Annotated in this window: 14 protein-coding genes; 6 read left to right on the plus strand and 8 right to left on the minus strand. The window is 36.7% G+C overall.

The window, feature by feature from the left end:
* Positions 1-4: 4 nt before the first annotated feature.
* The 3 genes from IR022_RS01865 to IR022_RS01875 all read right to left on the minus strand — a co-directional run bounded on the left by IR022_RS01865 (position 5) and on the right by IR022_RS01875 (position 1,223).
* Complete coding sequence (locus IR022_RS01865; RefSeq protein WP_157258130.1) at positions 5-145, minus strand: hypothetical protein; 141 nt, start codon at positions 143-145, stop codon at positions 5-7.
* Between the two features lie 83 nt (positions 146-228).
* The gene (locus IR022_RS01870) at positions 229-444 is read right to left on the minus strand and encodes a helix-turn-helix domain-containing protein (protein WP_050708931.1); all 216 of its coding nucleotides are present in this window, start codon (positions 442-444) and stop codon (positions 229-231) included.
* 119 nt (positions 445-563) lie between these two features.
* Positions 564-1,223, minus strand: a complete 660-nt coding sequence (locus IR022_RS01875) for a DUF2975 domain-containing protein (protein ID WP_194202401.1) — start codon at positions 1,221-1,223, stop codon at positions 564-566.
* Between the two features lie 187 nt (positions 1,224-1,410).
* Between IR022_RS01875 and IR022_RS01880 the strand changes: the two genes are divergently transcribed.
* The 5 genes from IR022_RS01880 (at position 1,411) to IR022_RS01900 (ending at position 5,666) form a co-directional block, all read left to right on the plus strand.
* Positions 1,411-2,052, plus strand: a complete 642-nt coding sequence (locus tag IR022_RS01880; RefSeq protein WP_194202402.1) for a porin family protein — start codon at positions 1,411-1,413, stop codon at positions 2,050-2,052.
* A gap of 57 nt (positions 2,053-2,109) precedes the next feature.
* Positions 2,110-2,760, plus strand: a complete 651-nt coding sequence (locus IR022_RS01885) for a porin family protein (protein WP_050708934.1) — start codon at positions 2,110-2,112, stop codon at positions 2,758-2,760.
* Between the two features lie 138 nt (positions 2,761-2,898).
* Complete coding sequence (locus IR022_RS01890) at positions 2,899-3,540, plus strand: porin family protein (RefSeq protein WP_050708935.1); 642 nt, start codon at positions 2,899-2,901, stop codon at positions 3,538-3,540.
* Between the two features lie 145 nt (positions 3,541-3,685).
* The gene (locus tag IR022_RS01895) at positions 3,686-4,351 is read left to right on the plus strand and encodes a porin family protein (protein ID WP_050708936.1); all 666 of its coding nucleotides are present in this window, start codon (positions 3,686-3,688) and stop codon (positions 4,349-4,351) included.
* A gap of 181 nt (positions 4,352-4,532) precedes the next feature.
* Complete coding sequence (locus IR022_RS01900; RefSeq protein ID WP_194202403.1) at positions 4,533-5,666, plus strand: WG repeat-containing protein; 1,134 nt, start codon at positions 4,533-4,535, stop codon at positions 5,664-5,666.
* Positions 5,667-5,720: 54 nt separating this feature from the next.
* Here IR022_RS01900 and IR022_RS01905 read toward each other — a convergent pair whose 3' ends face one another.
* From IR022_RS01905 to IR022_RS01915, 3 genes are all read right to left on the minus strand, one after another.
* Positions 5,721-7,997, minus strand: a complete 2,277-nt coding sequence (locus tag IR022_RS01905; protein ID WP_194202404.1) for a cation:proton antiporter — start codon at positions 7,995-7,997, stop codon at positions 5,721-5,723.
* Positions 7,998-8,167: 170 nt separating this feature from the next.
* On the minus strand, positions 8,168-8,884 hold the full coding sequence (locus tag IR022_RS01910) for a LytR/AlgR family response regulator transcription factor (RefSeq protein ID WP_050708939.1): 717 nt from the start codon (positions 8,882-8,884) through the stop codon (positions 8,168-8,170).
* Positions 8,847-9,602 carry a histidine kinase gene (locus IR022_RS01915; protein ID WP_050708940.1) on the minus strand — a complete coding sequence of 252 codons (756 nt, stop codon included), beginning with the start codon at positions 9,600-9,602 and terminating at the stop codon, positions 8,847-8,849. Before IR022_RS01915 ends, IR022_RS01910 begins: the two co-directional genes overlap by 38 nt.
* A gap of 422 nt (positions 9,603-10,024) precedes the next feature.
* Between IR022_RS01915 and IR022_RS01920 the strand changes: the two genes are divergently transcribed.
* Positions 10,025-10,594, plus strand: a complete 570-nt coding sequence (locus IR022_RS01920) for a YdeI/OmpD-associated family protein (RefSeq protein WP_194202405.1) — start codon at positions 10,025-10,027, stop codon at positions 10,592-10,594.
* 91 nt (positions 10,595-10,685) lie between these two features.
* On the opposite strand, the gene IR022_RS01925 is transcribed toward IR022_RS01920, so the two are convergent.
* Together IR022_RS01925 and IR022_RS01930 are read right to left on the minus strand one after the other, a co-directional pair.
* Positions 10,686-10,898, minus strand: a complete 213-nt coding sequence (locus IR022_RS01925) for a heavy-metal-associated domain-containing protein (RefSeq protein ID WP_050708942.1) — start codon at positions 10,896-10,898, stop codon at positions 10,686-10,688.
* A 71-nt stretch (positions 10,899-10,969) separates the two neighbouring features.
* Positions 10,970-13,195, minus strand: coding sequence for a heavy metal translocating P-type ATPase (locus tag IR022_RS01930; protein WP_199330253.1), 2,226 nt, complete (start codon positions 13,193-13,195; stop codon positions 10,970-10,972).
* Position 13,196: the final 1 nt, after the last annotated feature.

Genomic DNA, 13,196 nt, shown 5'->3' on the forward strand with positions numbered 1-13,196 from the left:
GGTATTAAAATATCTGGCTTTCAAGAAATCTTCCCATGGCAGCAATAACTTTTATGGAGATCGTGATAGACAATACTATAAGGATAGTGGTCTTGATAATGACTCCTAGAGTAAAGGCTGGTAATGTTCTGAAAAAGCTTTTCATATTTGTCTTTGTTTATAAGTATTCTTTAGCCGTTAGTTTTATTTATAAATGCTAAGGTTTTGCACCTTTTGAAATAGTATTATCTAGAATAGATCGTCATCTACAAATTCTAGTATATCGCCCGGTTGACAATCGAGCTCTTTGCAAATAGCTTCGAGTGTACTGAATCGTATGGCTTTTGCTTTTCCCGTTTTCAGAATCGATAGATTGGCAGGCGTAATATCAATCCTTTCCGAAAGCTCGTTGAGGGAGATCTTTCGTTTAGCCATCATTACATCTAAATTTACTATAATCGACATCTTATGTTCTTTATAAGGTCTTAGACCTGTTTTTCTTCTTTAAATAATTTCGACTCTGTATTGCAATATTTCATTACTATAATACTGTTGTCTAGCCTAAGCGGTAAAATACATCGGCTCTAAATTGTGAGATCTTGCTCTTCTTTTAATTGCACTGATACTTTTAATATCTCGGCAAGTAAGAGTGTAACTAAACCTAGAAATAAGAAACTGAAATCGGAAAAATCGAAAATAATACGATACTTTTCGAGAGTTACAATTTGTTTAGCTATTATAAAATCAGACAGATATACTACTGTATTTATAAGATAATATATGATGAGGAGATATCCTACTCGTTGTATCTTTCGTATAGTTTTATGTTCGAGCATCTTTCCTCTTGTGGCAGATTTTACAATGCTGAAGAACAGAAAAGGCAGATAAATAAGTCCTATAAGAACTATTATTGCTAAAACAACAACAACGCCTCTGGATATCTTCATATAAGAAGGAAGGGGAGTATCCGAACTATCGAGTGCTATTCTGCAATCGCTCACCTCCGCTTTAACTTCTTGTCCCGTTAATGTATTTATCATTTTGTCAGGGTATGTATACACTCCCTCTATCGGTTTCACTTTTACGTGGAGTCTTTGGATGTTTGTAGACGAATTCTGGGCTTGCTTCTTTCCATGTCTGTAACCTGCCATCATACCATCTCCGAAATCAAATATGCAATAGATTACAACACCTATATATATTGCTGAGAGTAATAAGCAAAGTATCTTAATTCGTTTATTCATTCTTTCTTGAATTGTAAATAATTATTGCAAAAGAATGTATATTATTCGATATTCACAAATTATTTATCGTTTTTCGATAAATAATTGTTGTTTACTTATTCTTTAAGAGAACAATTGATAGTGGTTATGAGTTATATATAAAGACTATTCTATTTTAAGTTTGAATATTAATTTAAAGAAACCTTATATGAAATCTATTTACAAATTAAGTATCCTTACATTATTATCGTTGATGGGACTTATGGCTTCGGCTCAGGAGTATCCCGTTAAATTTGGAGTGAAAGTCGGAGCCAATCTGATAAACATGGCTGGTGATATTACCGATACTGACACAAAGTTTGCCATACAAGGTGGTGTTACGTTTGATTATGCTATTAATCCGGCTTTTTCATTGATCAGTGGGGTTGAACTTTCTACCAAAGGAGCTAAATACCACGGAACTACGTTTAACGATCATTTTGGTGATAGCTATTATACAGATGTGTTTGTAAACCTTAACCTGATGTATTTGCAAGTACCTGTTTATGCAGCTTACAAAATGAATGTTGGCTCTGATACTAAATTTGTTTTTCAAGCCGGACCTTATGTTGCTTATGGTCTTGGAGGAAAAGCCACTTTTAAAGATGGTGTAGATAAGCAAGAGGTAAATTCTTTCAGTACAGGGTTTATCAAAAACTTTGACTTTGGTTTTGGCGTGGGTGCAGGAGTCGAGTTTGGTCACATTGTAACTAAACTAGGTTATGAGTTTGGAGTTATAAATGTGGTTGATTCTGAAATAGGTAAATTGCAGAACCGCAATGCATATCTGACTCTAGGTTATCAGTTTTGATATTTGAACTTAAACAAAGTTGAACTTTTATGGTTTTAATCACAAAATAAAAATTATATGAAAACTATTTACAAATTAAGTATTGTAGCATTAATCTCATTCATGGGATTGGGTGCATCGGCTCAACAGCTTCCTGTAAGATTTGGAGTAGAAGCAGGTCTCAATCTTTCTAACTCTTCATGGGATGCAGGCTCATTAGATAAGAAAGCAAGAGTTGGCTTTCAGGTAGGTATAACTGCCGACTATGCAATTACCGATGAGTGGTATTTACAATCGGGCTTATCTTTCACTACCAAAGGTGCAAAAGTAGAGGGCGAGTCTAACATCGGTGGTGATGTTATAACACGTGGCAAATTGACTGTAAACCAAATGTATCTTCAATTGCCTGTTTATGCAGCCTACAAAATAGAGGTAATGCCGGGTACAAGAATTGTATTTAATGCTGGTCCATACTTAGCGTATGGTGTAGGTGGAAAGACCAAGCTAAGCGGAAGCACCTTTATTGTAAGTGCTGAAGAGGATATAAATACATTTGGTGGCGAAGGTATCTTGAACCGATTTGATTTTGGTTTAGGAGCCGGAGTAGGTGTTGAGTTTGGACATATAGTAGCAAACATAAGATATGAACTAGGATTAGTTAATATTGGTCAGGATAATTTAGATTACAAAAACCGTAATGCTGCTTTAACAGTGGGTTATAAATTTTAATTTTCAATGTATATCATAGAGCAGCAACGATACATTATCGTTGCTGCTTTAATTAATCGATAAACAATTTGTATCGATTAAGAGTTCTATAGTTTATCTGACACAAGTCTTTTTACTAATCTACTAAACATATTTGATATGAAAAATTTCTACAAATTAAGTATTGTCGCCTTGGTCTCTTTAATGGGATTAAGTGTATCGGCACAAGAACTTCCTAAATTGGGTATAGAAGCAGGTGTAAATATATCTAACTCTTCGATGGATGTAGGACCTTTAGATAAAAAAGCTAGAGTGGGATTTCAAATAGGTATAACTGCCGATTATGCAATTACCGATGCTTGGCATTTGCAATCGGGATTATCTTATACAACTAAGGGTGGCAAAGTCGAAGGTTCGCTTATGCAAGATGCAGCCTCTCATAAATATACAGTGAATCAGTCGTATATTCAATTACCCATCTATGCAGCCTATAAAATAGAAGTAGTACCGGGTACTAAAATTGTATTTAATGTCGGTCCTTATCTGGCTTACGGAGTAGGAGGTTCTGTAAAAGCGGGTAACGGTTATCTGAATATTGATAACGATGAGGGAAATATCGATACCTTTGGAAAGGACGGTGTACTCAACCGATTCGATTTTGGTTTAGGAGCAGGAGTAGGAGCCGAGTTTGGTAACATTATAGCGACCATTCGATACGAACTGGGTTTGGTAAATATTGGTCAGGACAATTTAGATTATAAGAATCGCAATGCTGCTCTTACCTTAGGATATAGATTCTAAAAGTGAGCTGTAATAATATCCAATTCATGAGCCGCAACGATTACATATCGTTGCGGCTTTTTTTGAGAATAACAGAACAATTAGCATCTATTATGAGTTATATATCCAAAGATTAACTTTTATATATTTTAATAAAGAACTTTATATGAAAACTATTTACAAACTGAGTATTGTAGCATTGATGTTAGTTATGGGATTTGGTGCATCAGCTCAGCACGTTCTCCCTGTGAGATTCACCTTAGAAGGAGGTCTCAATATATCTAACTCATCGTGGGATGCGAGCTATTTAGATAAAAAAGCCAGACTGGGTTTTCAGATAGGGATGATGGTAGAATATCCTGTAACAGATGCTTTTTATGTACAATCGGGTTTGTCATATACTCGTAAAGGAGCTAAGGTCGAAGGTTACCGCAAAGAGGCTAATGGTGGAGATCTTAATCGCGAAATAACAATGAATCAGATGTACTTGCAAATACCTCTTTATGCAGCTTATAAAATAGAGGTAGTACCGGGTACTAAAATAGTATTTAATGCAGGGCCTTATATTGCACAAGGTATAGCAGGAACGAGTAAAGTGCCGGGTAAGATTACTTTCTGGAACGATAATTATCTTGCTACCGGAGAGTTTAGCACTTTTGGAGGTCACGATTCGTTAAAGAGATTTGACTTTGGTTTGGGCGGTGGAGCAGGTGTAGAGTTTGCCAGCGTAGTTGTTACCCTAAGATACGAATTAGGTTTGACAGATATTGGCAAGGAGGAACTAAGCTACAAAAACCGTAATGCAGCTATTACTTTGGGATATAAATTCTAAGGCAGTAACAGTTGGTAGGTCTGAGACCTTAAAAAAGATATTGAAAACCGTAACGACGAGAGTTGTTACGGTTTTGTTATTTTACCTAATAAAACTCAAATAATAGAGAAAGAGAGATACCGAATAGTTTTTATATTATATTTGAAATCAAGTTCTGGTCATAATCTTTGGAATAAAAACTATGAAAAATTACTGCCTTTATTTTTTACTCATATCCTTTATGTTGTCAGGGTGTAGGTCGAAGCAATTGCCTATCACTGATTTTGTGCCGATAACATCACCTGCGGTATTCGAAGGTACTTATTCCAATATAGGAGATACATTATCCTCCTTGTTTAATATTGGAGGTTATAAAGGATGGAAGATGCGAGATTCAATCCAATTTATTACTATCCAATTCAATGGAAAAGATACTCTGAAACTCTCTTATCTTACCAATGAAGGTTTACAGGAAAAGTCCTATAAAGGAAAATTGAAAGACAACTTCTTTGAGATTCATTTAGATAAGAAATTTGTAATAATTCCTCCCGTCTATTTATCAGATAAGATGGATCGCTTACGAATAGGTAGTGCTGATAGTCGTGATTTATTGATTCACAAATGGTATCATTTTACAGGTGTTTTTCTTTTAGGTCCAGCTTCGGGCGATGATGGAGGTGATGAATATGCCAAAGGATTCACCAAATTTGATATTGAAAAATCGGAAGAACTAACCCCTTTTCAACAAGATGGTAAATGGGGTTATGTGGATCGGAAACACGATCTTTTAATACCGCCGGAATTTGAGTATGCAGAATTTTTAAAAGAGGGTGTTGCTCGTGTGAAAAAAGATGGCAAGTGGGGTATTATAAAACAAGATGCTACTATGTCTGTCCCCTTTATATATGATAAAATATCGGCATGGGATGAGGTCCTATCAGCCAGAAATGTGCATCGGGATGGAAAAGAAGGATATATAAATAGTGATGGAGAAGAATTTATTCCCGTAATATATGATGAGATTATACGATTTACTCATAACTATGAGGATGGGATAATGGAAACGATCCTTAACGGGAAATATGGTTTTGCATCGCCTAAGGGTGTTATTTGTCCACCTATTTTTGAAGAAGTTTCCTATTTCACACCACATCCTTTTATGAATCAGACAACCGATTTTCCCGTATCAGTAGTTACTTATAAGGGACAGCCTTATCTGTTGGATATGGAAGGGTATGTTTATAAATACACTTACAATGATAATAGATTGAAACTGAAAGGTGCTGAGTTTGTTTTTGATAAAGAATCGAAGTTAAGTTCGTTTAAATTACAATAATAATAAAAGGCTATCCGAATCGGATAGCCTTTTATGTATGAAGTTATTTGTCTCTTAAACTTTACTTGGCGAGCAAATAAGAATAGAGGGCAATTTATCAATCCATTCCTTTTTTAATTGAAGGAGCTTGTCAAAATTCTCAGAGCTGATAATTATTAGATCCTGTTTGTGAAGAAATACTTCGTCTACATACTCTACACTTACCGATCTGATATGGTTGGGTGCGGTATGCTCTATCAAGCGAATACGTTCTTTGATAGAATGGTTTTTGGTTTTGTCCGACTGATCTAATATCGAAATTTGAGAATCTGCGTTATGTATTAGCTTTTGAGCATAAAAAATCAGAAACTCATCATTGTCATTGAATATCGGTATAAATATATTATCGAATTTCTGTAAGTCTTTATCAATCAAGATGCCAACTGGTATTTTAGTCTTAGCTAATATCAAACGGGTATTGTTATCGATGAGAGAGTTTTCGATTAGTTTCTCTTTTCCCGTCATTGTATTTATCAATTTTTCGGGATTGATTATCTGAGTCGTAAAACCGAGTACTCTGCCTAATACCGTTCCGTCGAATATAGACTCTTCGAGATTCATTAATAGTAAATCATAATCGCCCTTGTTGGCTACATCTACTACATCATCACCAAAATCGTTCGAAATTTTAAAGAGGGAGATTATCTTTCTGTTTAAAGACTGTGCCTCGGCAATAACAGGCGCAAAGCTTTCCTTTTCGTAGATATCGGTATCCATTTGATGCAATCCACTGCCTGCTGCCAAATGAATGGCTGTAATGGACGTATTATCGTCTACTTTTTTTGACAGACTATTTGCCAGTTTCACCAATGCTGTGCCTTTTTGTGGGTTGCGGAAAAATAGCAGCAGCTTGTATCTCGCTAAGTCGTACATCTTATCGTTTACCACCTCCTTGTCGGTCTTGAAGATTCGGTGAATCAGATTAAGTGATGGACCTGTCATAAAGGTAGTAACAAGAGCCATAATAACCATCATCGCGAATATCTCGGCATTCAGTACACCCAGATCGTAGCCTATGTTCAGTACAACCAACTCCATCAATCCTCTGGTATTCATTAATGTACCTATGATGAGGCTATCGCGCCAATTCTGACTGACGAATCGTGCAGCTAATGCACTTCCTACGAATTTACCGAATACTGCTACGAAAATAATCAAGGCAGTAATTCTCCAAAGTGCAGGATCGTTCAGAAGCCCGATTTCGGTTCTCAAACCACTAATCACAAAAAATAGAGGAAGTAAAAGAACCAAAGCTATGTCTTCGATCTTTTCGATAAACATACTTCTGAATCGCATATTCGATGGCATAATAGTACCTGCCATAAAAGCACCGAAAAGGGCATGTATGCCTATAACCTCCGTTGTAAACGATGAGAGCAGCAATACCAGAAACAGTAGTGCTACGAGCGATTTACTCAGGCTTTTTTCAGACTGATAGCGTTCGCCTATTTTCTTTAAAAAAGGTCGAACCAATTTTATCATAAAGATTACATAGGCAATTGCCAGAACAATGGTGTATAGCGAACTTACCATCGAACCCGCTTTTACGATGGCAATAACTACGGCTAGTATGCACCATGCCGTAATATCATCGGCAGCGGCGCAGGTGATAACAATGGCTCCGAGTTTGGTTTTATGAATACCTCTTTCCTGAATGATACGTGCTAAAACGGGAAAGGCTGTTATACTCATCGAAATACCGATAAAGAGAGCATAGGATGCAAACTCTACATGTTCGGGCGAATGAGTTTCGTAAATAAAGTACGCCAAGCCTACACCGAGGGCAAAGGGTACTATAATACTTGCGTGACTTATGACGACGGCTTCGTGTGCCTTGTTTCGCAGAACTTTGAGGTTGAGTTCCATACCTACAACAAACATAAAGAGAATCAGTCCTATTTGACTCAATATTTGAAGATTACCGAGCGATTCGGCAGGGAACAGAAAGCTCGATACATCGGGGAAATACAGTCCAAGAAGCGATGGGCCTAAGACTATCCCTGCGAGAATTTCGCCAATAACCATGGGTTGCCCCATTTTCTGGAATATCCATCCAAAAACGCGAGCTACAACTATAATGGTTATGATCTGTAAAAGCAGTAATCCGATAGAATGGTGGAGGTTGCCGGTGAGCGAGTTTATAAATTCTTGAAAAGCACTGTTTTCTGATGTTTTTGATATGATACCTCTGCCATCTTCCAATCCTTTCCCTTTGCAAATGATCCAATACATAAGTGTAGAGAATCCTCCGATGGTAATGATATAGAAGAGGCTATTCGTTATTTTTTTCATATAAGAACTAAATTTTATAGGTAGAATTTGTTATTTCAATGTAAAACTATACATATAAACAACTGAAATTTAGATATGGCAACAAAAACGTGTAAATATGTAATAAGTGGGGAAAATATTGAAACGAAACTCACTCTTTCACTCTATAAAATGGTTTAAAGTCAACAAATTTATCTATTTGTTTTCTTCATAAAGTCGGCTCTATACGTGTCTGTAATGAAAAAACGAACAGGGCTATCTCCTTGAAAAATGGTAGAGATAATTTCGTCATGCGAAAAATATTGAATCACTTTTAATGCTATAATTTCTTTTTTATTGATACGGCAAAACAAATTTTGAGGCAGTACCTCCAATAATTTATCGAATGAGATGTTTTTCAACGTAAGCGTCTTCTTATCTATCAGATGCACTACTTTGTCTCTGCTGTCTGTTTCGGCTATAGTAATATGGCTTATCTGATCGAAGTAAAGTAGTATTTTGCCTTTCTCGCTATTCAGTTGAACGAAGTTCTTCTTTTCTGCCGCTTTTTCTACTCTTCTGATTGCTTTGTCTATGGCTTGCTTCAATCTATCGCGTTGAATGGGTTTGCGTACATAATCCACAGCATTGAGGTCGAACGCTTCTGCTGCATATTCTTTGTATGCTGTTACAAAAATAATAGCTTTATCTTTCAGAATGTTGGCAATCTGCAAACCATTTATTTCACCCATTTCTATATCGAGAATGCAAGCGTCAAACTCTAGAGAACTGCTTTCTTCCAAAAATAGCTTCGGGTCGTTAAATGCTTTGACTATTTCGACTTCGGGAAACTGTTCGCACAACATTTTCAGGTATGCCAAGCCCGGAAGTTCATCGTCTAGAATTAAGCACCTTAGTTTTGTATTCATCTAAATTAATTTTAAAATGCGCAATAAAAGCATCATCGTCAATAATGCGTTCCAATTCATAACAATCCTTGTAAAGTAAATCGAGGCGTTGTTCGAAAGTTACATTTCCGATTCCGCTTTTTTCCTTTTTTAAACTTGCCTTAGGCGATATTTTATTGGACACCGTTAAGCTGAATATATTGTCTTTAAAACCAAATACAATGGCTATATAAGCATCCTTGCTTTGGAGGTCGGCATGCTTAAAAGCGTTCTCTATTAAGTCGATAGTGATTAATGGTGCTAATACTTTTTGAGAGTATAGCGAAGATGTTTCGTCTATCTTGGTTTTCACCGTCAACTCAAATAAAGGGCTTAGTTTTATTTTATTTATTTCGATGAGGTCTTTTGCAAATTCTATTTCTTCTCTAGGAGTAACATATTTGTTTTTGCTTTCGTAGAGAATATAATCGAGTATGTTTGCGAGCTTATCCAACGCAAAATAGGTCTGATAGGCATGCGATTGTACGGAGTTCAATATATTCTTGAAGAGATGAGGGTTTAAAACCGTTTCTATACTCTCCAAGTGAATGTTATCCCTTCGGTTTGCCAGCATGTGGAAACGTCCTTCAAGCTCTTTTTTTCTCTTCTCGGAACTTCTTAAACGTAAGCCCAGATATGCTATTAGAGCAACTAAGGCTATAATAAGAATCGAGAAAAAGAGGGTAGGGTCTATTGTCATGTATTGTTCTTCGTTTTGGATATGGATTTTTATTCCATCAATTATTTAAATACAAAGAAAACAAAGAAGTTTCTATTAAGACCAATATTGAGAGGTTTAAAATAGTTTGTCGGGTTATTTTAAGGTCTCCGAGCTATTTCTCAGATTGATGGCATAGTAAATAAGATGCTCTACTTAGACTACCTATCGTACTAAAAGAGCATTAATAGTGCTTGTTTTTAGCTGTTTTGAGTACTCGTAATCAATTTTTGTGAGAGCAGCGAACAGCACGGACGGACAATGAAAAGCGGAATTGAACGTTTAGATAAAACATAAACTGTTTGACAAGGAAACAAAAAGTAGGAAGAATGAAAAAAGCATTCGTAATAATAAATATTCTAATGAAAGTAAGGCAGTAAAATAATTAGTTTGAATGAACGATTATGACAACAGAGAATAAAATAAAGTATTTTGAAAATCGAGAAGATTGGAGAGAGTGGCTGACAGACAACTTTGAAACCAAAGACGAAATTTGGTTTGTATTTCCTTATAAGTCGTCAGCCAAAAAAAGTGTTACATACAACGATGCTGTTGAAGAAGCCCTTTGTTTCGAGTGGATTGACAGTACGACAAAATCGTTTGATGAAGAACATAAAATTCAGCGTTTCACACCTAGAAAGCCTAAAAGCACATATTCGCAAGCCAACAAAGAAAGACTTAAATGGTTATTGGAGAATAAAATGATACACCCTAAGTTTGAGGATAAAATACGAAATGTTTTGTCTGTCCCTTTTATTTTTCCAAATGATATAATGGACAGATTGAAAGAAGATAAAATAGGATGGAAAAACTATCAACATTTTTCCGATGCATATAAACGTATCCGAATTGCATACATTGAAGCTGCAAGGAAACGACCCGAAGAATTTGAAAAGCGATTAAATAACTTTATCAATAAAATGAAAGAGAATAAAATAATAACAGGGTTTGGTGGGATTGAAAAATATTATTGATTCCAATAAAATACTACCATTATACAACCTAAAATAAAAAAGCAGTCTAAAAAGTATTTCTCTTTTTAGACTGCTTTTAAAGTTAGTAAAGTTATACCTTTTCTATATCGAAGCCTACTTGTTCTACTGCATCTATAATTTGTTGAGCAGTTGCCCCCGATGAGTTCACTGTCAGAATTTTATCCGAGTTATCGGTGTCAACGTTCCAACTATCTATACCGTTTACTTTTTCTAATAAAGGTTTTACTTTTGCCACGCAATTGTTGCAATTGATGGTTGTTTTAAATTTTAATTCTTGTGACATAATGTTCTATTTTTAATTGTAACTACTTATTGTATTTATATTTACGAAAGCTTTAAAGTAGGTCTCAGACCTTATAATGATTTGTATTTAAGTATAATACTATTGCTTACCACGCTTACACTACTCAATGCCATTGCTGCTCCTGCAATCATAGGGTTAAGTAAAAAGCCTGTGAATGGATAAAGCACACCTGCGGCAATAGGAATGGCTATAAGATTGTATATAAATGCCCAGAACAGATTTTCGCGAATAGTACGGTTGGTTTGTTTCGACAATTTGATAGCCTGAGGTATTTTAGTCAGATCATTCGATATAATTGTCATTTTAGCCGTATCTATTGCTATATCGCTACCTTGTCCCATGGCTATACCTACGTTTGCCTGAGCCAGTGCAGCACTGTCGTTTATACCATCGCCTACCATGGCAACAATTTTGCCTTCAGCCTGCATTTGTTTGATAAAGTTGGTCTTGTCGGCAGGTAATAGCCCTGCTTGGTAATGACCTATGTTGGCTTGGCGAGCAATAGATCGGGCTGTTTGCTCGTTGTCTCCCGTAAGCATATATACTTCTATACCTGCTTTTTGAAGCTGATTTATGGCTTCGATAGATGTTTGCTTTATCTTGTCGGCAATGGCTATTGTACTTAAAACCTCATGCTCGTTGCTGAACAGGATAACGGTATTGGCTTCGTTGAGGCGTTTTTCTATCCACTCTTTGGTCGCAGCATCCAGAGAAACATTAGCATTGCTTATCAGTTTTAAATTACCGATATAGAATTTACTACCTTCGTGTGTACCCATAATACCTTGTCCTGTGATGCTTTCTATTTGTATATTGTTGATATACTGAGCATCTTTACTGAAATAGGCACTTACTGCATCTGCCAGAGGGTGTTCCGACGATTTTTCAATACTAAACAATACGTTCTTTAATGCTTCCGTAGGTTCTACATTCCACTTTATATCTACTATCTGTGGTTTACCTTCGGTTATAGTACCCGTTTTGTCGAGTATTACTGTATCTACTTTCTGAATAGTTTCGAGGCTTTCGGCATCTTTTATCAGAATACCGTTTTCGGCTCCTTTACCTATTCCCACCATAATGGCGGTAGGGGTTGCCAAGCCCAATGCACACGGACAGGCTATAACCAATACGGTAACAAACGAGAGTAGGGCATGTGTAAAGGCATTGTCGCCTCCTGCAACCATCCAAACTACAAAACAAAGTATGGCTATACCGATAACGATGGGTACAAATATCCCCGCAATCTTATCGACCAGTTTTTGCATAGGTGCTTTACTTCCTTGTGCTTCTTGCACCATCTGTATGATTTGAGCAAGCAGGGTGCTTCCGCCAACCTTTTCGGCTCTAAACTGAAAGCTTCCTTTTTGGTTAATCGTTCCTGCAAATACTTTATCGTCTGCTTTCTTTTCGGAGGCAATCGGTTCGCCAGTTATCATACTTTCGTCTACAAACGATGTACCTTGTATCACTTTACCGTCTACGGCTATCTTTTCGCCCGGTTTTACCAAAACAATATCACCTATTTGTACTTGTGCAATGGGTATTTCCGATTGATTTCCGTCAGCACCTATTATAACTACTGTTTTGGGTTGTAAGCCTATCAGTTTTTTGATGGATGATGAGGTGTTACCTTTTGCCTTTTCTTCAAGAAGTTTACCTAACATAACAAAGGCTATAACTACGGCTGCCGCTTCGAAATATACATCGGGATGCAATCCTCGTGCATGCCAAAATTGAGGAAACAGGGTATTAAACACACTGTATATATAGGCTGTTCCTGCACTGAGCGATACCAGGGTATCCATGTTGAACGATCGGTTTTTGGCTTGCTTATATGCTCTTATGAAGAAATCTTTACCAAAGTATAATACTACTGGGGTAGATAATAGCCACATTACCCAGTTGCTATATTCCATGTGCATCAAAGCAGGTGTCATACCTATGATAACAAGTGGTATACAAAGGGCTATGGCTCCTGTTACTTTCTTTTTGAGAGCTTTGTAATTCTCTTCGTGTAGGTTTTCGAGCTTTTCGCTGCTTGCTTCCCCTTCCTCTATCTCAAGGTCGTAACCTGCACCTTGCAAAGCAGCTTTTAGCTTCGAGGTGTCGGTTTTCTTCGGGTCGAATTCTATTTGAGCTGTTTCCGTAGCAAAGTTAACCGAGGCAGATGTTACACCTTCCTGACGTGTGAGTATCTTTTGTGCACTTGTAGCACATGCTCCGCACGACATTTTGAGTACGGGCAGGGTTTTCTTTATTGTATCGGTTTCCATC

The sequence above is a fragment of the Dysgonomonas sp. GY617 genome (assembly GCF_015233815.1).
Taxonomy (GTDB): Bacteria; Bacteroidota; Bacteroidia; order Bacteroidales; family Dysgonomonadaceae; genus Dysgonomonas_A.

Bases quoted from the DNA above. Each gene is read 5' to 3' on its own strand.
- IR022_RS01905 (WP_194202404.1), bottom strand. From the start codon at position 7,997: ATGAAAAAAATAACGAATAGCCTCTTCTATATCATTACCATCGGAGGA.
- IR022_RS01900 (WP_194202403.1), top strand. From the start codon at position 4,533: ATGAAAAATTACTGCCTTTATTTTTTACTCATATCCTTTATGTTGTCA.
- IR022_RS01895 (WP_050708936.1), top strand. From the start codon at position 3,686: ATGAAAACTATTTACAAACTGAGTATTGTAGCATTGATGTTAGTTATG.
- IR022_RS01885 (WP_050708934.1), top strand. From the start codon at position 2,110: ATGAAAACTATTTACAAATTAAGTATTGTAGCATTAATCTCATTCATG.
- IR022_RS01920 (WP_194202405.1), top strand. From the start codon at position 10,025: ATGACAACAGAGAATAAAATAAAGTATTTTGAAAATCGAGAAGATTGG.
- IR022_RS01875 (WP_194202401.1), bottom strand. From the start codon at position 1,223: ATGAATAAACGAATTAAGATACTTTGCTTATTACTCTCAGCAATATAT.
- IR022_RS01865 (WP_157258130.1), bottom strand. From the start codon at position 145: ATGAAAAGCTTTTTCAGAACATTACCAGCCTTTACTCTAGGAGTCATT.
- IR022_RS01880 (WP_194202402.1), top strand. From the start codon at position 1,411: ATGAAATCTATTTACAAATTAAGTATCCTTACATTATTATCGTTGATG.
- IR022_RS01925 (WP_050708942.1), bottom strand. From the start codon at position 10,898: ATGTCACAAGAATTAAAATTTAAAACAACCATCAATTGCAACAATTGC.
- IR022_RS01910 (WP_050708939.1), bottom strand. From the start codon at position 8,884: ATGAATACAAAACTAAGGTGCTTAATTCTAGACGATGAACTTCCGGGC.
- IR022_RS01915 (WP_050708940.1), bottom strand. From the start codon at position 9,602: ATGACAATAGACCCTACCCTCTTTTTCTCGATTCTTATTATAGCCTTA.
- IR022_RS01890 (WP_050708935.1), top strand. From the start codon at position 2,899: ATGAAAAATTTCTACAAATTAAGTATTGTCGCCTTGGTCTCTTTAATG.
- IR022_RS01930 (WP_199330253.1), bottom strand. From the start codon at position 13,195: ATGGAAACCGATACAATAAAGAAAACCCTGCCCGTACTCAAAATGTCG.
- IR022_RS01870 (WP_050708931.1), bottom strand. From the start codon at position 444: ATGTCGATTATAGTAAATTTAGATGTAATGATGGCTAAACGAAAGATC.